This is a genomic window from Streptomyces sp. NPDC091292, assembly GCF_044757265.1.
Lineage (GTDB): Bacteria > Actinomycetota > Actinomycetes > Streptomycetales > Streptomycetaceae > Streptomyces.
Map to the genome: position 1 here is coordinate 551,342 of NZ_JBIVUQ010000002.1, position 18,141 is coordinate 569,482.

Here is an 18,141-nt window from a genome sequence, read left to right on the forward strand (position 1 = left end):
AACTGCGTTTTCTGGGCACGTTCTTCCTCCTCGACAGGGTGGGGTCCTGGGGATGGAACGCCTTGCCATGCAGTGCTGCTGAGAGCGCTCTCAGAATTGCGCCGGAGGGGTCGGGTGTCAATCATCCGGGTGGTTCGATCGGTGCGGCGGCACGCCACGTACGTACGGCTCGTTCGCTGGGCAACGTCCCTGAACCGAAACGGGAGATGACTTTCGTGCGACTTCGTCACGCCACCCTTGCCGCCGCGACCGGCGCCCTGATGATCTGCGGTGCCGCCGCCGCCCATGCGGCCGAGCCCGCGCCCCACTTCACGTCCGACGACAACGACCAGGGTCGTTCGATCGACACGGACAAGGAGGCCCGCCTGCTGACGAGCAACCTCGGACACAAGGCGTCCACGCCTGTCCACATGGCGCGATATGTACTGTCGCCGCGCCCGTCGCGCTGAGACCGATCGCCCTACGCCCCCCGGCCGACGGGCTCAGCCCGTCGGGTCAGCCCGTCGGCTCGGGAAGCGTCTCCCCGGTCTCCAGAAGGGTTTTGAGGCTGGACAGGAGGGGCGGCCAGCCCTGGCCGACCATCTCCAGGAGCGTGCTCCCGGGCACGGCCGCGCTGTGGGTGACGGTCAGCTTGACCATTTCACCCAGCGGCTCGATGTCGAAGCCGACCTTCGAGCGGGGTTCGGCGGTGAGCTTCGCCAGGACGTCGTCACCGAGCCCCACGGACGTGGCCCATTCGGGCGTGAAGGTGTGCCAGGTGTACGCCAGCCGCCGGTGGGGCTCGGCTTCGAGGACCACCTGTTCCGGGTCGCTGATGGTGGTGCCCTCCTGCTCCCAGGTGAGGGTGGACCCGGGCTTCCAGTCGGATTTCAGCGCCACTTTCCAGTAGCGAAGAGTGAACGCCGGATCGGTGAGGGCCTGCCACAGCCGCTCGGGGGTCGTCCTGATGTAGGTCGTATAGACGAACTCGCACTTCTCGTTCTTGTTCTTGTCGTTCATCGGCTCGTGCTCCAATGCCGTCTTGAGGTCGGCGAGCGCGCTTGTCCGCTCGCGGTCGTACTGACTGATCCAGCGGTCGGCGATGGCGTTGATCGGTACGGCGTTGAGGAAGTGCAGCTTTTCCCGGCCGCGCCGGACGACACTCACGAGGTTGGCCTCCTCCAGGACCGCCAGATGCTTGCTGACGGACTGCCGGGCCATGTCGAGCCCCTCGCACAGCTCGCGCAGGGTCTGCCCGTCGCGGCCGTTGAGCCGGTCGAGAAGCCGCCGCCGGCTGACATCGGCCAGCGCCTTGAATACCTCGTCCATGCCTTCGTTCATGCGTTGCCATCCCAAATATGCAGCCTTGAGGCTGCCTAAAAGATAGGCAGCCTCAAGGCTGCATGTCAAGCGGGGCTAACTGCGTACCCATAGACAGAAGGGGTGGCCCGCGGGGTCGAAGTGGACGCGGGTGTCGTCCTCGGGCTGGTGGTCGGAGAGCGCGGCGCCCGCCGCGCGTGCGAGTGCGCTCGCGCTGTCGAGGTCGTCCACCTCGATGTCGAGGTGCATCATCATCTGCTGCGCCCCCGGCACGGCGGGCCAGGCGGGCCGTACGTAGTCGGCCTCGGTCTGGAAGGAGAGCCCGGGGCCGCCGCCGGGCGGGACGATCTTCACCCAGTCGGACTCCTCACGCTCGACCTCCCAGCCGAGCAACCGCTGGTAGAAGGCGGCGAGTTCATGAGCGTCGGGCGCGTCCAGCACGATCGTCGACAGGGTCAGGCGCGGACGGGACGTCATCGGCGGGTCCTCTCGGTGCGGCGGGTCACCGGCCCGTGCGCGGGGTTGGGCATGCGTGTGCGGCATGGGTCGTATGCAACATATGCGCTGGTGGGATGAGTGAGGGCCGGGTGAGGATGCCGCCATGGACACCACCACGACGAAGTCGACCGACAAGACCACCAGCACACTCACCCACCTTCCCGCACCCGAGGGGGTGGCGCCCGGCGCGGGGTACACCCATGTCGTCATCGGCTCGGGCCGGTTCGTCGCGATCTCCGGGCAGGTCGCGCTGGACGAGTCCGGCGGGACGGTCGGTGAGGGCGACCCGGCGGCGCAGGCGCGTCAGGTCTTCGAGAATCTCCGGCGCTGTCTTGCCGCGGCCGGCGGGACGTTCGACGACGTGGTCAAGTTCACGTACTACGTCACGGATGTGGGGCACCTGCCCGCGATCCGTGACGTACGGGACGAGCACATCGACACCGCGCGCCCGCCGGCCAGTACGGCGGTCCAGGTGTCGGCGCTCTTCCGCCCCGAACTGCTGCTGGAGGTCGAGGCGTTCGCGGTACTGGGGTCCGATCAGGGCTGAACTCGGCGGCGGTTGTGAGCGGCCGGACGGAGGCGGCGCCGCCGGGGGGCGGCGCCGCCGATGTGCTCAGTCGGCCGTGCCGGGCCGGGTCAGAACACGAACGGTCCCGGGTTCTGCGGGGTGGTCGCCGTGCAGGTCGCGCTGATGCCGAACACCACGACGTTGAGCGAGGTCGCCGCCAGGCTGTCGCCCGCGGCGACGGTGCCCTTCAGCGGACCGGTGGACACCGCGCCGCCCGAGGGGATCGCGGGGTTGGCGTTACCCGTGAAGGTGGTGGTGCCCGAACCGTTCTTGGTGAGGGTGAGGGTCGACCGCACCGAGTTGGCGCCGATCGGGATGGGGGCCTTGATGGCCGACGTGGACACGCTGATCGTCGCGGCCGTGCCGTTCTGCGTGGCGGTGAGGGTCGCCGTGCCGGAGCCGTAACTGCCGCAGTCGAAGCCGATGGTGGCCGTGCCCGGAACCACGGCGGTCGCCAGCGGCGCCAGGGCGAGACTGCCCGCCGCCGCGCCGGCCGTCAGGGCCGTGACGATGCCGAGCCTGCGTAACTTCATGGGGGGTCCTGCCTTCATGTGGGGGGAGGTGCGATGACGATGCCCTGACACACCCATCACCGGGGACGCACCGTGCGAATGCCGCCCCTGTACTGACGAGTCATCAGAGTGCGGAGGCGCTGCTCATTGAGGCACGGGGGTGTGGAGAGAGCAAGGCATACGGCGAGGGTCGTTGGCATGGCCCGGTCATTTTCGGCCGGTCGCGGAGATCGGCGGGTCGGGGCGCGCCGCGCGAACCGCCTCATGCCTCCCGCACGCTGACGGCGGTGCGGTGCCGGCGGGGCTCCTCGATCTCGTCGATCAGTGCGACCGCCAGATCCGCGTACGTGATCCGGTCGGCAGGGTCGCCATGCTCAGCGATCCGGTACCGGCCCGTGCGCGTACCCGCATGGTCGAAGTCGCCCGCCGGGGCCACATACGCCCAGTCCAGGTCACACCTCCGCAGCTCGTCCAGGCCCGCCGCGTGGCCGAGGGAGAAGGAGCGGTACTCGTTCGGGTAGCCGGGTTCGTCCATCAGGAGGGCGCCGGAGGCACCCGGCAGGACCGAGGAGAGCCCGACCACCACGAGGCGGTGCACGCCCGCCTTGGCCAGGCCGCTGGCGAGGGCACGCGACGACGTGGTGAAGAACTCGTGCGGCGGCACGGACAGGTCCGCGGCGGCACTGATGGCGGCGTCATGCGCGGCGGCCGTGCGCTCGACGCTCGCCGGGTCCGTGACGTCGCCCGCCATGACCCGCACATCGGTCAGCCCGGTCAGCTCGCTGTGGCCCGCGGGGTCGCGCACCACGGCGGTGACCCGGTGTCCGCGTCGGTGCGCCTCCGCGACAGCCTGCCGCCCGGCCCTGCCACCGGCGCCGAAGACCACGATGTTCATGACGAACCGCCTCTCACCAGGGCCGGAACCCGCGCCCCGGCCAGTTCTCGGACGCTATCGAAGGCCCCGGTTACCACGGGGATACCCGCTAGGGTGATGCCATGAGGGAACCGCTGCCCGCCGACATGTTCGACGAACTGTGCCCGTCCTCGATCAACCCGATCCGATTCGGCGACAAATGGGCAGCGCTCGTCATCCGCTGTCTTGAACACGGGCCGCGCCGGTTCTCCGAGTTGCGCGTGCCGTTGAGCCGCGTCACCCCCAAGGTCCTGACCCAGTCGCTGCGTTCCCTCGAACGGGACGGTCTGGTCAAGCGCACCGTCTACGCAGAGGCCACCCCCCATGTCGAGTACGAACTGACGCCGCTGGGCCGCAGCATGCTCCAGCCCCTCGCGGTCGCTTGCGCCTGGGCGCAGAAGCACTGGGACGAACTGCTCGACGCCCGGGAGTCGTACGACAAACCCACCCGCCTCGACCGCGCCGGATGACCCCGACCGCCGCGCCAGTGACCTTGATGCCGCCTGCGGGCAGCCGTGCGCGCGGGCAGCCAGGGCCACGTCACCCTAAGTAACTGAACGATCCGTAAGATCACGGCGATCGCCCTGCCTGAAGCGCCCGACCGGAGGAGCAGGATCAGCGCTGTCGGCCCATGTGCCGGCGGAACGATCGCCTGGAGTCGCGGACCTCAGCAGATCGGCGGACACTGCTGTGCACGGGAGACTCTCCGCAGCCTTGCCGCCAGGTAGTCGCAGGCTGACGAGTGAGGGTGCCCAGCCGCTCGTATCAGTGCCGGGGTCTGGAGGTCCCACATGCCACGCCCCGTATGGTCGGGTGCCATCACCTTCGGGCTCGTCACCATTCCGATCAAGGTGTTGCCGGCGACGGAGAACCACACCATCTCCTTCCACCAGTACCACCTGACGGACATGGCGCGCGTCCGTGTCAAGAAGGTGTGCGAGCTGGACGGCAAGGCGCTGGAGCCCGAGGAGATCGGGCGGGGTTACGAGACGCCGGACGGCGGCACCATCGAGATCACCGACGACGAACTCGACGCCATTCCGCTCCCCACCGCGAAAGCCATCGAGATCGAGGGGTTCGTGCCCGTCGACAGCATCGACCCGGTCCGGATCGGCGAGGGCTACTACCTGGAGGGCGACGGTCAGGTCGCGGCCAAGCCGTACGTGCTGCTGCGCAGGGCGCTGGAGCGCAACGCCAAGGTCGCCGTCGCCAAGTTCGCCTGGCACGGCCGGGAACGGCTCGGTCTGCTCCGGGTCAAGGACGACGTTCTCGTCCTGCACTCCATGAAGTGGCCCGACGAGGTGCGCTCACCCGAGGAGCTGGCGCCGCGCGACATCGAGGTGGACGACGGCGAGGTACGGGCCGCGGTCCAGCTCATGGACTCCATGGCCACCGATGACATCGCGGACTTCAAGGACCACTACCGCGAGGCCCTGGAGAAGGTCATCGAGGCGAAGGTCCAGGGGAAGGCGCCGCCCGAGGCACCGGAGGAGGAGGCCGAGGAGGGCCAGGTACTGGACCTCATGGCGGCGCTCCAAAGCTCCGTGGACCAGGCCCGCACCTCGCGGCGGACCCGGAGCGACGGCGGCGACGCCACGGTCCACGAACTCCCGAGGAAACGCGCCAAGAAGGCCCCGGTCAAGAAGACGGCGACCAAGAAGGCCACAGCGACGGCAAAGGCCACCGCCAAGAAGACCACCGCGAAGAAGACCACCGCGAAGAAGGCGGCCCAGGAACACGAAGACCTCGGCGGTACGGCCAAGAAGGCCACCGCCAAACGCGCACCGGCCCGCCGCACCGGAAAGCCCGCCTGACAGGCACCCCTCAGGACGAGTTCCGGACCACCAACTCAGGCTCGAAAATCACCGACGTCGCCTCCGTATGCACCCCGGTCAGCCGTTCGTGCAGCAACCGCGCCATCGCCGCCGCCATGTCCTCCACCGGCTGCCGCACGGTCGTCAGCGGCGGCCGGCACGCCGTCGCCGCGCTGCTGTCGTCGAAACCGACCACGGCGACATCGTCGGGGATACGGCGCCCCTGCTCCCGCAGGACCAGGCAGGCCCCCTGCGCCATCAGGTCGTTCGCCGCGAACACCCCGTCCAGATCCGGGTGTTCGGCCAGCAGCCGCCGCATCGCGTCCTCGCCGCTCGCCAGCGTGAACCCGCCCTCGGCCACCCGGATGTAGGCGTGCCCGTGCCGGGCCATCGCGTCGCGGAAACCGGCGAGCCGGTCCTGCCCGGCCAGGACGTCCAGCGGACCGGTGATGGTCGCCACCCGCCGGCGGCCACGGGCGAGCAGATGCTCGGCGGCGAGCCGCGCGCCGTCCTGGTGCGCGACGTCCACGAAGCTGATCGGTACGGGTGCCGCCGGGCGCGCGAACAGCACGGCGGGGATCCCGGCCTCCGCGACCAGCGCGGGCAGCGGATCCTCGGCGTGCGTGGAGACGATCAGCGCGCCGTCCGCGTTGCCCTGCCGGAGATACGACACGACCTGGTCCCTGGTCTCGTCCGTCTCCGCGAACATCAGCACCGGATGCATCGCCCGGGGCCGCAGATAGCCGATGACCCCGCTCACCACCCGGCCGAAGAACGGATCCGCGAACACCCGTGACGCGAAGGCCGACTGCTCGACCTCCGACGCGCCGCCCGCCCCCGAGACGACCAGGGCGATGGTCTCGGCGCGGCGGGTGACGAGGGAGCGTGCCGCCCGGTTCGGGGTGTACCCGGTCGACGCGACGGCCTGCCGTACGGCCTCCTGGATCGCCGGGTCCACATTGCGGACGCCGTTGACGACCCGGGACACGGTCGCCCGGGAGACTCCGGCCACCCGGGCGACGTCCTCCAGCGTGGGCGGTACGGCAGGCGCCCGCAGCTCTCTGCTCATGAACGAACTGTACCGGAGGGGAGAGCGCTCTCCCGCTGCTTGTACGGACCTCTTGTCACCCCGTCCCTCGACCCGTGGTCGCCTCCGGCAGGAACGGGTGACCCACCAGCGTGACCCGCCGGACCAGGGGAAGATCGCCCGCCGAACGGCCCGCCCGTACCTCGAAGGTGCCCGGTTCGGTGAGCCTGGTGCGCTCGGCGGGCGACCAGTGCTGCCAGGTGCGCGGCGCGAGCGGGACGACGGCGGTGACGGCCTCGCCGGGGGCCGCCGTGACCTCGGCGTAGCCGGCCAGCCAGCGGGCCGGCCGGTCGACCGCCGAGTCCGGCCGGGCGGCGTACACCTGGACCACCTCGCGCCCGGTGCGGCGGCCGATGTTGCGGACCCGGACGCGTACGGCCACCGGCTGGTCGCCCGTGATCTGTCCGGCGACGTCGATGGTCTCGTACGACCAGGAGGTGTAGCCGAGACCGTGGCCGAACCAGTAGGCGGGCCGGGTGCGTGAGCGCAGCCAGGCGCGGTATCCGATGTGCAGACCCTCGTCGTAGGCGAGGACCCCGCGCGTCGGCCGCACGGTCCTGACCGGGGCGTCGGCGAGTGTCGCGGCCCAGGTGGTGGGGGACCGTCCGCCCGGTTCCGTACGGCCGAGGAGTACGTCGGCGAGCGCGGGGCCGCCTTCCTGTCCGGGGAACCAGGTCAGGAGCAGCGCGCCCGCGTCCTCGTGCCACGGCATCTCGACGGGACCACCGGCGTTGACCACCACGACCGCGTCCGGCCGTTCGGCCAACACCGCCTGGACCAAGGTGTCCTGATGCCCCGGCAGACGCAGCGACTCCCTGTCGTGGCCCTCGGACTCGCTCTGCTCGGTCGTGCCGACGACCACCACGACCGCGTCGGCCCCGCGCGCGGCGGCAAGCGCCTCCTCGGTCGCGGTCGCGGGATCCGCCGGCGCGGGCGGGGACACCGAGAGGACCGTGGCGCGGCCCGTGTCGGGCGCGAGCGCGCGGCGCGCGACGACGGTCACCGCACGGCCCGCGCCCAGCGTGATCGTGCCGTCGTGGCGCGGCGGGTGGACGTGCACCACCGCCGGATCGTCCGTGTCACGCGTGAACTCGCCCTCCACCAGCGTCCGTTCGTCCAGACGCAGGCTCATCCGGCCGAACCCCGCGACGCCGAACGTCCACTCACCGTCGCGGTCCGGAGTGAGCCGCGCCGCGATCTCCACCGTGTGTCCGCCCGGTACGAGCCGCGGCTCCAGGATCCGCCCGGACAGCCGGTGTTCCGCGTACAGCTCACGGCCGGATGCGTCCAGCAGACGCACCAGGACGCCCGGCTCGCCCGATCGAGGGTCGCGGGCTCGCGCCGGGGTGAGCGGGGCGGGCGGCGACCCGAGCGCGGGACCCGGGGCATGGACGACCCGTACGCCGGGCCCGAGCGCCGCACGCAGCGCGTCGAGCGGCGACACCGTGGCGGTGGGGAACACCTCCGCGCTGCCACCGCCCTGCGTACGGAGGTCCACGGCGTGCGCTCCGATGACCGCAAGCGTGCGCAGCGCGCCCGAACTCAGCGGCAGCACACCGGAGTTGCGCAGCAGGACCATGCCCGCGGCGGCGGCCTGCCGGAGAGTGGCGCGGGCACCGCCGGGCTCGGCCTCGCCACACTCGACGGGAGCCGTGCCCGCAGCACCGGCCGAACCCTCAGCCGCGCCCATACCCGTAGCCGTAGCTGCACCCCCAGAGCCGCCCACCACCCCCACATCCCCGTCCCAGCTCCCCACCCCGAGCGCCCCCACCCGGTACCCGAGCCGCAGCACCCGCCGTACCTTGTCGTCGATCGCCGACTCCGGTACCAGGCCCTCCTTGACCGCCCGGACCAGCGCGGCGCCCCAAGGCCCGTCCGGCCCCGGCATCGCGAGGTCGTGACCGGCGACGGCGGGGCCGACCGTCGAGCGCAGCGCGCCCCAGTCCGACACCACGACGCCGTCGAATCCCCACACGCTCTTGAGCGGATCGCCGAGCAGCGGATGTGCCGTCATGGTCGCGCCGTTCACCTTGTTGTACGCGGCCATCACGAGTTGGACCCCGGCCTCGACGGCGGCCTCGAAAGGCGCCAGGTACACCTCGTGCAGCGCGCGTTCACCGACGTGGACGTCCACGGTGAGGCGTTCGGACTCGGAGTCGTTGGCGACGTAGTGCTTCGCCGTCGCGGCGACCCCGCCGGACTGGACGCCCCGGATGACGGCCGCCCCGGTGCGTCCCGTCAGCCAGGGGTCCTCCGCGAAACACTCGAAGTGCCGTCCGCCCAGCGGCGAGCGGTGCAGATTGAGGTTCGGCGCGAGCACCACGTGGACGCCCTTGCGCCGGGCCTCCGAGGCGAGCAGCCGGCCGAGGCGCCCGGCGAGGTCGTCGTTCCACATCGCCCCGACGGCTGTGGGGCAGGGCAGCAGCAGCGAGGTGCTCCGCTCGTCCCAGGAGTCGCCGCGCACCCCGACCGGACCGTCCGACAGGGTGAAGGCGCGCAGCCCCACGGCGGGCTCGTCCGCCGTGCTCCACGTCGACGCGCCGCTGAGCAGCGCGACCTTCCTGTCCAGGCTCAACGTGCCCAGAAGCAGGTCGAGTCGCGCGTCGAGTTCCGGGTCGGGCATCGCACCTCCAGGCAGGCACTCGGGGAGAGCGCTCTCCCAAGGCTGGTACCGGCAACCGGTTCCTGTCAATCGCCGGTCGCGGCCCGTCCGGAGACCCGGCCTGCGAAAGAGCCGTCGCCGAGTCTTGACACGGACTTGTCACGGCGGAACACTCCGGCTGCGGGAGAGCGCTCTCCCGTTCTCCCGCACTCATGCCCCACCCGGGCAGCCGTGACGGCGACCGACACCGACCACGCACGGCTGTCCCCCCCCACCCACCCGCACGGATGTGACAGGAGGTCTCCATGGCGAGGAGATCGCACCAGAAGAAGGCGCGTTACGGCTCGGCGTTACTCGTGACCACCGCGCTGATCGCCACCTCGCTCGGCCTGGTGCTGCCGGGCATCGCGGCCAACGCGAGCCAGGACACCGGACAGCGGACCGCACAGCAGCAGGCCGCCGCGGCCGGCGCGCACGCGGGCCACCAGATGGCCGCCGCGGCGCCCGTGCCCTCCGGCGACGACCCCGACGGCGACGGCTACATCCCGGCGAACCCGCCGGTCACCGGCGTCACCCCGTCCGACAAGGAGCCGACGCACAAGTACTTCCACGAGTTCCAGGCGAACTGCTCGGTCTCGCACACCAAGCCGGACGACCCGATCGTCTACCCCGGGCAGCCGGGTGCCTCGCACGACCACACCTTCATGGGCAACACCACCACCAACGCCCAAAGCACCACCGCGTCGCTCAGCGCCGGCGGCACCCTCTGCAAGGCACCGGGCGACAAGTCGGGTTACTGGATGCCTTCGCTGTACAAGGGCGACCAGAAGATCCTTCCGGTCGGCCCGCAGACCATCTACTACAAGGCGGGCGTCACCGACTACACGAGCGTGCGTCCCTTCCCCAAGGGCCTGCGGTTCGTGGTGGGCAGCCCGACCCAGACCGCCGACGAGTTCCGCAACCACAAGGGGTTCGTCGAGGGCTGGGAGTGCGGCAACAGCTACTTCAACACCGAGTTCCCGGCGAGCTGTCCCACCAGCCCCGACGTCCAGCTCAACCTCCGTTTCCAGGCGCCGAGCTGCTGGGACGGGAAGTACCTGGACACGCCTGACCACAAGGCCCACATGTCGTATCCGGTGGTCAAGCCCGGCACCAACAACAACGTCTGCCCCGCCGACCACCCGGTCGCGCTGCCGATGATCGAGTTCAAGATGGCCTGGCCGGTGAACGGCGACATGTCACAGGTCCGGCTCGCCAGCGGCACCGGGCACTCCTTCCACTACGACTTCATGAACGCGTGGGACGACCGCACGCTGAAGGCGCTCGTGGACCACTGCGTCGTCGGCGGTCTCCAGTGCGACGCGCGCGGTTACGACCAGTCCCACCCGGAGGCGGGAGCGGCGCTCAACCAGAACTACGAACTGCCCTGACCGAGCGACCGGTTACCCCCTCAAGGAGCGACATGCGCACACGCATACCCCTGGCGGTGGCGGCGGCGTTGGCCGCGGGCACACTCGCCCTGCCGGCGCCGGCGGTCCACGCGGCCGGGAACGTGGTCCGCGTCACCGGCACCCAGGGCAACTGGCAGCTCACGGTGAACGGTTCGCCGTACACCGTGAAAGGGCTCACCTGGGGTCCCTCGCCGACCGACGCCGCCCGCTACATGCCCGATGTGAAGTCGATGGGCGCCAACACCGTCCGTACCTGGGGCACCGACGCGTCGAGTCTGCCGCTCTTCGACGCGGCGGCGGCCAACGGTGTCAAGGTGATCGCGGGCTTCTGGCTGCAACCGGGCGGCGGTCCGGGCAGCGGAGGCTGCGTCAACTACGTGACGGACACCGCGTACAAGACCCAGATGCTCGACGAGTTCCCGAAGTGGGTGAACACCTACAAGGACCACCCGGGTGTCCTGATGTGGAATGTCGGCAACGAATCGGTCCTCGGCCTCCAGAACTGCTACAGCGGGGCCGAGCTGGAGAACCAGCGCAACGCGTACACCACCTTCGTGAACGACGTAGCGAAGAAGATCCACTCCGTCGACCCGAACCACCCGGTGACCTCCACGGACGCCTGGACCGGCGCGTGGCCCTACTACAAGCGGAACGCACCCGATCTCGACCTGTACGCCGTGAACTCCTACGGCGACGTGTGCGGGGTCAAGTCCGCCTGGCAGTCGGGCGGTTACACCAAGCCGTACATCGTGACGGAGGCCGGCCCGCCGGGGGAGTGGGAGGTCCCGAACGACGCCAACGGCGTGCCCACCGAGCCCAGCGACACCGCGAAGCGCGACGGCTACACCACGGCGTGGAACTGCATCACCGGACACACCGGTGTCGCCCTGGGCGCCACGATGTTCCACTACGGCACCGAGTACGACTTCGGCGGCATCTGGTTCAACCTGCTGCCCGCGGGTGAGAAGCGGCTCTCGTACTACTCGGTGAAGAAGGCGTACGCCGGGTCCACGGCGGGCGACAACACACCGCCCGTCATCTCGGCACTGAACGTCGAGGGCGGCGCGTCGAACGTCCCGGCCACCCGTGACCTGGTGCTGGCGACCTCGGTGACCGACCCGGACGGGGACCCCCTCACCTATGAGGTCCTGTTCGGGAGCAAGTACCTCGACAACGCCGGCGGTCTGACCAGTGTGCCGTTCACGAACCTGGGCGGAGGGCGGTTGAAGGTGACCGCGCCCGACCGGACCGGGGTGTGGAAGGTCTACGTCAAGGTCAAGGACGGCAAGGGCAACGTCGGCGTCGAGACCCGGTCCGTGAAGGTGGTCCCGCCACCGGTCGCCGGGACGAACGTGGCCCGGGGCAAGCCGGCCACCGCCTCCTCGTACCAGCCGTCGGGCTCCGGCTGCCCCTGCCCGGCGTCCAACGCGGTGGACGGTTCCAACGACACCCGCTGGGCCAGTGACTGGAGCGACCCGCAGTGGATCCAGGTGGATCTGGGCACCCATACCACGGTGCGCCATGTCCAACTGGTGTGGGAGGCCGCGTACGCCAAGTCGTACACGGTCCAGACGTCCGACGACGGGCAGAACTGGCAGACCGTGCGTACGGTGACCGACGGGAACGGCGGTATCGACGACTTCGACGTGTCCGGGGCGGGTCGCTACGTCCGGGTGCACGCCACGGTCCGGGGTACCGGATACGGCTACTCGCTCTACGAGTTCGGCGTCTATAGCTGAGCCCGGGGGGGACCCGTACCGATCCCGCCCCGCACCGGGTCCACCCCGCTCACGCCCTGTCCCGCGACAGCTCGTCCGTCGCGGGACAGGGCGTGTGGCGGCGGCCCGCCCGTGCCCGGCCCGGGTCTCCCCCGGCTCAGGCCCCGTACACCACCTTGACCTCGTCGAAGCCCAGCGAACGCAGCAGTCCGCGGAGCATGCTCGTGGTGTTCTCCTCGGCCCGGCGGACGAGGTTGGTGTCCTTCGCGGCATCCCCGATGTGCTGCGCGGCGAGCTTCTGCACGGCCTGCTCGCTGTTGGGGTTGTCGGAGAAGAAGTCGCCCAGCCGGTCGAGCAGGCCGCGCTGCTTCGACACGGCGTACGAGCGATCGGGGTCGAGCGCGGGTTTGCCCAGCTCGGCGTGTGGCAGGCGGAGCGTGGCCGACGTGCGGTCCTCGTTGGTCGTCACGTCGTCGTCGCCGACCTTGCCGAGGTCGACATAGGCGTCCACGGTGCCCGCCCCCACATACAGGGTGCGGGTGCCGCGGATCGCGTCGGGCAGCAGCTTGGTGTCCTTCTCCAGGTCCACGACCACCTGGAAGTTCCCGGAGGCCGCGTCGTAACGGCTCATGTCCTGGATCGACTTGAGGAGCGCCGGTCCCGTGCGGTCGTGCGTGTCCTCGCCGAGCAGCGCGTTCAGCCCGGGGACCAGGCTGAACCGGATACCCGCGAGGAGGACCACGATCACCACGACGACAGCGGTCAGCACCTTCACCCAGGTGGGGGCTCGGGCACCGGTCGTGACCTTTCCGCGGGGCGAGACCTTCTCTTCGGACGTGCCGGACGTCATGAGGCTTCTCCTTCCCGCCCTTCTCCATGCCCCGATGCGACGAGATCAGGCATCTCCCCCTGGAACGCGCCGAGTTCACTTTCTGACCGGACGCGGTCCGAGGTCCCCGACGGCGTGCACAACTCTTGACGAGACACGTACAAGGGAGAACCATCACTGCGATGGGAGAGCGCTCTCCCCGAGTTCTCAAGCCGTGTTCCCCAGCCTCGCCTCCGGGGTACCGCACGGCCCCGGCCACCCGCACCCCGACAGCTCAGGAGTTCCGACATGCTCATTTCCGCTGCACGGCCCAGGAGGGCGGGCGGACGGCGTCCGCCCAGTCTTCGCACCGGACCCCGCAGAACCCTGGCCGGTGCCGTGGCCGGCATCCTGGCCGCCGCCCTGCTGACCCTGCTGCCGACCCCCGCCCAAGCGGCACCGACCCTGCTCTCGCAGGGCAAGACCGTCACCGCGTCGAGCGAGGAGAACTACGGAACGCCGGCCACCGGAGCGGTCGACGGCGACAACGGCACCCGCTGGTCGAGCGCGGCGTCCGACCCGCAGTGGATCAAGGTCGACCTGGGCGCCAATGCCACCGTCAGCCAGATCGTGCTGAGGTGGGAGACCGCGTACGCGAAGGCGTACCGGATCGAGTTCTCCACGGACAACTCGACCTGGAGCACGGCCTATTCGACGGCGGCGGGCCCCGGCGGCAACGAGACCCTGAACGTCTCCGGGACCGCACGCTACGTCCGTCTGACCGGCACCACGCGCGCCACCCAGTACGGCTACTCCCTGTGGGAGTTCCAGGTGTACGGCACCACGGCCGGCGGCGGGGGCGACCCCGTGCCCGGCGGCGGCGACCTCGGGCCGAACGTCCTCGTCTTCGACCCGTCGACGCCCGACATCCAGGGCAAGGTCGACGCGGTGTTCAAGCAGCAGGAGTCGGCGCAGTTCGGCACCGGCCGCTACCAACTGCTGTTCAAGCCCGGCACGTACAACAACATCAACGCCAACATCGGCTTCTACACATCCATCTCGGGTCTCGGCCTGTCGCCCGACGACACCACCTTCAACGGCGATGTCACCGTCGACGCGGGCTGGTTCAACGGCAATGCGACACAGAATTTCTGGCGGTCCGCCGAGAACCTCGCCCTCAACCCCGTGAACGGAACCAACCGCTGGGCGGTGTCCCAGGCGGCGCCGTTCCGCCGGATGCACGTCAAGGGCGGGCTGAACCTGGCGCCCACCGGCTACGGCTGGGCCAGCGGCGGCTACATCGCCGACAGCAAGATCGACGGCACCGTCGGACCGTACTCGCAGCAGCAGTGGTACACCCGGGACAGCTCGGTCGGCGGCTGGACCAACGGCGTGTGGAACATGGTGTTCTCGGGGGTGCAGGGCGCCCCGGCGCAGGGCTTCCCGAACCCGCCGTACACCACGCTCGACACCACCCCGGTCTCCCGTGAGAAGCCGTTCCTCTACCTGGACGGCAACGACTACAAGGTGTTCGTGCCCGCGAAGCGCACCAATGCCCGCGGTGTCTCCTGGGCGGGCACCCCGCAGGGCCAGTCCCTGCCGCTCAGCCAGTTCTACGTGGTCAAGCCCGGAGCGACCGCCACCACCATCAACGCGGCCCTCGACCAGGGCCTGAACCTGCTCTTCACGCCCGGCGTCTACCACGTCGACAAGACGATCGACGTCAAGCGCGCCAACACCGTCGTCCTCGGTCTCGGCCTGGCGACGATCATCCCCGACAACGGGGTCACAGCGATGCGGGTCGCCGACGTCGACGGCGTCAAGCTCGCCGGGTTCCTCATCGACGCGGGCCCGGTGAACTCGTCCACGCTCCTGGAGGTCGGCCCGGCCGGCGCCGCCGCCGACCACGCCGCCAACCCGACCTCCGTCCAGGACGTGTTCATCCGCGTCGGCGGAGCGGGCCCCGGCAAGGCCACCACCGGCATGGTGGTCAACAGCGACGACACGATCATCGACCACACCTGGCTGTGGCGCGCCGACCACGGTGACGGCGTGGGCTGGGAGACCAACCGCGCCGACTACGGCCTGCGGGTCAACGGCGACGACGTCCTCGCGACCGGCCTGTTCGTCGAGCACTTCAACAAGTACGACGTGGAGTGGTACGGGAACAACGGAAAGACGATCTTCTTCCAGAACGAGAAGGCGTACGACGCCCCGAACCAGGCCGCCGTGCAGAACGGCGCCATCAAGGGCTACGCCGCCTACAAGGTCGCCGACTCCGTCACCACCCATGAGGGCTGGGGCCTTGGCAGCTACTGCTACTACAACGTCGACCCGACCATCCGTCAGGACCACGGGTTCGAGGTGCCGGTCAAACCCGGGGTGAAGTTCCATGACCTGCTCGTCGTGTCGCTCGGCGGCAACGGACAGTACGAGCACGTCGTGAACAGCACCGGACCGGGGACGTCCGGAACCTCCACCGTCCCGTCGACGGTGACGTCCTTCCCGTAGCGCGGGAAGCGGCGGGCTCCCGTCCAGCCGGACGGGAGTCCGCCGGCCGAGCGGGCCGTCACACGACTGGCCCTCCCCACTGCCCCACCGTCCGTTTCGTGCCTATGGTCGGAAAACGGTACATCTAGGGCAGGAGGCGGGCGCTCATGGCAAAGCGCGGATGGAGGAACAGTCTCGCGGCCGAGTTGTCGGCGGAGTTCGCGGGCACCCTCATCCTCATCCTTTTCGGATGCGGAGTGGTCGCGCAGGTCGTGGCCGGCGGTCTCGGTGACCACGACAGCATCGCCTGGGCCTGGGGTCTCGGCGTCACCTTCGGTGTGTACACGGCGGCCCGCATCAGCGGCGCCCACCTCAACCCCGCGGTGACGCTCGCCCTCGCGGCTTTCAAGGGCTTCTCGTGGAGCAAGGTCGTCCCCTACGCCCTCGCGCAGACGCTGGGCGCCTTCGTCGCGGCGCTGCTCGTGCGCTGGAACTACTCGGAGGTACTGGCCAAGTTCGACCCCGGCCACACCTTCAAGAGTCAGTTCGTCTTCTCGACGCTCCCCGGCAACGGCGTGAACCCGATCAGTGAGTGGGGTGCCCTCCGTGACCAGATCATCGGCACCGCCATCCTGCTGTTCCTCATCTTCGCCGTCACGGACATGCTGAACACACCTCCGGGCGCCAACATGGGAGCGTTCATCATCGGTCTGATCGTCGTCGCGATCGGGATGGCCTGGGGTACGGACGCGGGGTACGCGATCAACCCGGCGCGTGACTTCGGCCCGCGCCTCGCCAGCTTCATCACCGGGTACGGAACCGCGTGGCGAGATCAATACGGCAACATCTACTTCTGGGTGCCGATCGTCGGGCCGTTCATCGGTGGTCTGCTCGGCGCGGCGCTGTACAAGTACCTGATCGGGAACTTCCTGACCAGGGACGGCGATCTGCCCACCGAGCCGGGCCGGGTGCCCGCGCCCGAGGGCAACCGCTGACGTCCGGCGCACCACAGCCCCACGGTAGGCTCTCCGCAGCGGTGGTCCCCGGGCCACCGCTGCGGTGGTGGGGCCCACCGTTCCCGAACCGCGGCGCCCGCGCCGCCAACGGTCCCTACTTGCGATCACGCGCACCCCTCCGTGGCGGCGAGTAGGAGACCGGGATGACGCACTTGTGGCGAGGGCAGGGCCCGGTCGTCGCGATGGTGGCCCTCGGCGGCGCCGCCGGCGCGAGCGCCCGGTACGGCGCGTCCCTCCTCTGGCCCACGGCCGCCGGAACCTTCCCCTGGACGACCCTCGCGGTGAATGTCGTCGGCTGCGCGGTCATCGGCGTCTTCATGGTGGTGATCACCGAAGTGTGGGCGGCCCACCGGCTGGTACGGCCCTTCTTCGGCACCGGCGTCCTCGGCGGCTTCACCACCTTCTCGACGTACGCCGTCGACATCCAGCGGCTGGTGACGGACGGTGAGACCGGTACGGGTATGGCCTATCTCGCGCTGACCGTCCTCGCGGCCCTCGGTGCGGTGTGGGCGTCGGCGCATCTGACGCGGCGCGCGGTCGCCTGGAAACGGCGGTGAACCGGATGGAGGCAGAGATGGGGGCAGGGATGGAGACAGGGAAGCGATGAGACTGACCGGGCCCGCCCTGCGGCTCACCGTGATCGTCGGTGAGAACGACAGCTGGCACCACAAGCCCCTCTTCACCGAGATCGTGCACCGCGCCCATGCCTCGGGCCTCGCGGGCGCGTCGGTGTTCCAGGGCATCGAGGGCTTCGGCGCGTCCTCGCTGATCCACACGGCCCGCCTCCTCTCCCTGAGCGAGGACCTGCCCGTCGCGGTCGTCATCGTGGACACCGAGGAGCGCGTACGGGCCTTTCTGCCGCAGCTCAACGAGTTGGTGACCGGCCTGGTGACCCTCGACGCGTGCGAGGTCGTGCGGTACGCGGGGCGGGACGCGGACGGAGGGGCCGGCGGTCCCGGGGGTACGGGGGACGGGGGCAAGGGGGCGCGGTGAACTGGCTGTTGGTGATCGGCGGGGCGATGGTCGGCGCGCCGCTGCGCTATCTCACCGACCGGGCGGTCCAGTCCCGGCACGACACGGTGTTCCCGTGGGGCACCTTCACGGTCAACGTCGTCGGCTGCCTGGTCCTCGGCCTGCTCACCGGCGCGGTCACGGCGGGCGCCACATCGGCGCAGGTCCAACTCCTGGTGGGTACGGGGCTGTGCGGGGCGCTGACGACGTACTCGACCTTCTCGTACGAGACGCTGCGCCTGGCGGAGGACGGGGCGGGGGTCTTCGCCGTGGCGAATGTGGTCGGCAGTGTGCTGGTCGGTCTGGGGGCGGCTTTCGCGGGGGCGGAGGTGGCGGGGGTGCTGTGGGGGTAGG

General features: G+C 70.1%; 18 protein-coding genes. 11 read left to right on the forward strand and 7 right to left on the reverse strand.

The window, feature by feature from the left end:
• Positions 1–215: 215 nt before the first annotated feature.
• Entirely contained in the window at positions 216–449 is a 234-nt protein-coding gene (locus tag ACIQNU_RS10545) for a hypothetical protein (RefSeq protein WP_401363806.1), read from the forward strand.
• 46 nt (positions 450–495) lie between these two features.
• Here the strand turns inward: ACIQNU_RS10545 and ACIQNU_RS10550 are convergent, their stop codons facing one another.
• Both ACIQNU_RS10550 and ACIQNU_RS10555 read right to left on the reverse strand, forming a co-directional pair.
• Complete coding sequence (locus tag ACIQNU_RS10550; protein WP_401363809.1) at positions 496–1,308, reverse strand: ArsR/SmtB family transcription factor; 813 nt, start codon at positions 1,306–1,308, stop codon at positions 496–498.
• An 87-nt stretch (positions 1,309–1,395) separates the two neighbouring features.
• Entirely contained in the window at positions 1,396–1,776 is a 381-nt protein-coding gene (locus ACIQNU_RS10555; RefSeq protein WP_401363812.1) for a VOC family protein, read from the reverse strand.
• A 124-nt stretch (positions 1,777–1,900) separates the two neighbouring features.
• Between ACIQNU_RS10555 and ACIQNU_RS10560 the strand changes: the two genes are divergently transcribed.
• Positions 1,901–2,344, forward strand: coding sequence for a RidA family protein (locus ACIQNU_RS10560; RefSeq protein WP_401363814.1), 444 nt, complete (start codon positions 1,901–1,903; stop codon positions 2,342–2,344).
• A gap of 89 nt (positions 2,345–2,433) precedes the next feature.
• Here ACIQNU_RS10560 and ACIQNU_RS10565 read toward each other — a convergent pair whose 3' ends face one another.
• Together ACIQNU_RS10565 and ACIQNU_RS10570 are read right to left on the reverse strand one after the other, a co-directional pair.
• Complete coding sequence (locus tag ACIQNU_RS10565) at positions 2,434–2,898, reverse strand: hypothetical protein (protein WP_401363817.1); 465 nt, start codon at positions 2,896–2,898, stop codon at positions 2,434–2,436.
• A gap of 241 nt (positions 2,899–3,139) precedes the next feature.
• The gene (locus ACIQNU_RS10570; protein WP_401363819.1) at positions 3,140–3,772 is read right to left on the reverse strand and encodes an NAD(P)-dependent oxidoreductase; all 633 of its coding nucleotides are present in this window, start codon (positions 3,770–3,772) and stop codon (positions 3,140–3,142) included.
• A 101-nt stretch (positions 3,773–3,873) separates the two neighbouring features.
• Between ACIQNU_RS10570 and ACIQNU_RS10575 the strand changes: the two genes are divergently transcribed.
• Together ACIQNU_RS10575 and ACIQNU_RS10580 are read left to right on the forward strand one after the other, a co-directional pair.
• Entirely contained in the window at positions 3,874–4,260 is a 387-nt protein-coding gene (locus tag ACIQNU_RS10575; RefSeq protein WP_401363822.1) for a winged helix-turn-helix transcriptional regulator, read from the forward strand.
• 321 nt (positions 4,261–4,581) lie between these two features.
• Positions 4,582–5,604 carry a Ku protein gene (locus ACIQNU_RS10580; protein WP_401363824.1) on the forward strand — a complete coding sequence of 341 codons (1,023 nt, stop codon included), beginning with the start codon at positions 4,582–4,584 and terminating at the stop codon, positions 5,602–5,604.
• Between the two features lie 10 nt (positions 5,605–5,614).
• Here the strand turns inward: ACIQNU_RS10580 and ACIQNU_RS10585 are convergent, their stop codons facing one another.
• On the reverse strand, positions 5,615–6,673 hold the full coding sequence (locus tag ACIQNU_RS10585) for a LacI family DNA-binding transcriptional regulator (RefSeq protein WP_401363827.1): 1,059 nt from the start codon (positions 6,671–6,673) through the stop codon (positions 5,615–5,617).
• Between the two features lie 55 nt (positions 6,674–6,728).
• Positions 6,729–9,314 carry a glycoside hydrolase family 3 C-terminal domain-containing protein gene (locus tag ACIQNU_RS10590; RefSeq protein WP_401363830.1) on the reverse strand — a complete coding sequence of 862 codons (2,586 nt, stop codon included), beginning with the start codon at positions 9,312–9,314 and terminating at the stop codon, positions 6,729–6,731.
• A gap of 284 nt (positions 9,315–9,598) precedes the next feature.
• Here ACIQNU_RS10590 and ACIQNU_RS10595 point away from each other — a divergent pair, with 284 nt between their 5' ends.
• Together ACIQNU_RS10595 and ACIQNU_RS10600 are read left to right on the forward strand one after the other, a co-directional pair.
• Entirely contained in the window at positions 9,599–10,723 is a 1,125-nt protein-coding gene (locus tag ACIQNU_RS10595; protein WP_401363833.1) for a DUF1996 domain-containing protein, read from the forward strand.
• 32 nt (positions 10,724–10,755) lie between these two features.
• On the forward strand, positions 10,756–12,483 hold the full coding sequence (locus ACIQNU_RS10600) for a discoidin domain-containing protein (protein WP_401363836.1): 1,728 nt from the start codon (positions 10,756–10,758) through the stop codon (positions 12,481–12,483).
• A gap of 136 nt (positions 12,484–12,619) precedes the next feature.
• Here ACIQNU_RS10600 and ACIQNU_RS10605 read toward each other — a convergent pair whose 3' ends face one another.
• A complete protein-coding gene (locus tag ACIQNU_RS10605) occupies positions 12,620–13,312 on the reverse strand; it encodes a DUF4230 domain-containing protein (RefSeq protein WP_401363838.1) in 693 nt (230 codons plus the stop codon).
• A 267-nt stretch (positions 13,313–13,579) separates the two neighbouring features.
• Between ACIQNU_RS10605 and ACIQNU_RS10610 the strand changes: the two genes are divergently transcribed.
• The 5 genes from ACIQNU_RS10610 (at position 13,580) to crcB (ACIQNU_RS10630) (ending at position 18,140) form a co-directional block, all read left to right on the forward strand.
• Positions 13,580–15,781 (forward strand): discoidin domain-containing protein, encoded by a 2,202-nt coding sequence (locus ACIQNU_RS10610; RefSeq protein WP_401363841.1) that lies wholly within the window; start codon positions 13,580–13,582, stop codon positions 15,779–15,781.
• Between the two features lie 146 nt (positions 15,782–15,927).
• Positions 15,928–16,755 carry an MIP/aquaporin family protein gene (locus tag ACIQNU_RS10615; protein WP_401363843.1) on the forward strand — a complete coding sequence of 276 codons (828 nt, stop codon included), beginning with the start codon at positions 15,928–15,930 and terminating at the stop codon, positions 16,753–16,755.
• Positions 16,756–16,919: 164 nt separating this feature from the next.
• Positions 16,920–17,333 carry a fluoride efflux transporter CrcB gene (gene crcB / locus ACIQNU_RS10620; protein WP_401363846.1) on the forward strand — a complete coding sequence of 138 codons (414 nt, stop codon included), beginning with the start codon at positions 16,920–16,922 and terminating at the stop codon, positions 17,331–17,333.
• Between the two features lie 46 nt (positions 17,334–17,379).
• Positions 17,380–17,769, forward strand: coding sequence for a DUF190 domain-containing protein (locus tag ACIQNU_RS10625; protein WP_401363849.1), 390 nt, complete (start codon positions 17,380–17,382; stop codon positions 17,767–17,769).
• A complete protein-coding gene (crcB, locus tag ACIQNU_RS10630) occupies positions 17,766–18,140 on the forward strand; it encodes a fluoride efflux transporter CrcB (protein WP_401363852.1) in 375 nt (124 codons plus the stop codon). Before ACIQNU_RS10625 ends, crcB (ACIQNU_RS10630) begins: the two co-directional genes overlap by 4 nt.
• The last annotated feature ends 1 nt before the right edge of the window (position 18,141 follow it).

What these genes read in the sequence shown, in the direction of transcription:
- ACIQNU_RS10585 (WP_401363827.1), bottom strand. Translation starts at nt 6,673, where the DNA reads ATGAGCAGAGAGCTGCGGGCGCCTGCCGTACCGCCCACGCTGGAGGAC.
- ACIQNU_RS10555 (WP_401363812.1), bottom strand. Translation starts at nt 1,776, where the DNA reads ATGACGTCCCGTCCGCGCCTGACCCTGTCGACGATCGTGCTGGACGCG.
- ACIQNU_RS10625 (WP_401363849.1), top strand. Translation starts at nt 17,380, where the DNA reads ATGAGACTGACCGGGCCCGCCCTGCGGCTCACCGTGATCGTCGGTGAG.
- ACIQNU_RS10615 (WP_401363843.1), top strand. Translation starts at nt 15,928, where the DNA reads ATGGCAAAGCGCGGATGGAGGAACAGTCTCGCGGCCGAGTTGTCGGCG.
- ACIQNU_RS10560 (WP_401363814.1), top strand. Translation starts at nt 1,901, where the DNA reads ATGGACACCACCACGACGAAGTCGACCGACAAGACCACCAGCACACTC.
- ACIQNU_RS10550 (WP_401363809.1), bottom strand. Translation starts at nt 1,308, where the DNA reads ATGGACGAGGTATTCAAGGCGCTGGCCGATGTCAGCCGGCGGCGGCTT.
- crcB (WP_401363846.1), top strand. Translation starts at nt 16,920, where the DNA reads ATGACGCACTTGTGGCGAGGGCAGGGCCCGGTCGTCGCGATGGTGGCC.
- ACIQNU_RS10580 (WP_401363824.1), top strand. Translation starts at nt 4,582, where the DNA reads ATGCCACGCCCCGTATGGTCGGGTGCCATCACCTTCGGGCTCGTCACC.
- ACIQNU_RS10605 (WP_401363838.1), bottom strand. Translation starts at nt 13,312, where the DNA reads ATGACGTCCGGCACGTCCGAAGAGAAGGTCTCGCCCCGCGGAAAGGTC.
- ACIQNU_RS10565 (WP_401363817.1), bottom strand. Translation starts at nt 2,898, where the DNA reads ATGAAGTTACGCAGGCTCGGCATCGTCACGGCCCTGACGGCCGGCGCG.
- ACIQNU_RS10575 (WP_401363822.1), top strand. Translation starts at nt 3,874, where the DNA reads ATGAGGGAACCGCTGCCCGCCGACATGTTCGACGAACTGTGCCCGTCC.
- ACIQNU_RS10590 (WP_401363830.1), bottom strand. Translation starts at nt 9,314, where the DNA reads ATGCCCGACCCGGAACTCGACGCGCGACTCGACCTGCTTCTGGGCACG.
- ACIQNU_RS10570 (WP_401363819.1), bottom strand. Translation starts at nt 3,772, where the DNA reads ATGAACATCGTGGTCTTCGGCGCCGGTGGCAGGGCCGGGCGGCAGGCT.
- ACIQNU_RS10595 (WP_401363833.1), top strand. Translation starts at nt 9,599, where the DNA reads ATGGCGAGGAGATCGCACCAGAAGAAGGCGCGTTACGGCTCGGCGTTA.
- ACIQNU_RS10600 (WP_401363836.1), top strand. Translation starts at nt 10,756, where the DNA reads ATGCGCACACGCATACCCCTGGCGGTGGCGGCGGCGTTGGCCGCGGGC.
- ACIQNU_RS10610 (WP_401363841.1), top strand. Translation starts at nt 13,580, where the DNA reads ATGCTCATTTCCGCTGCACGGCCCAGGAGGGCGGGCGGACGGCGTCCG.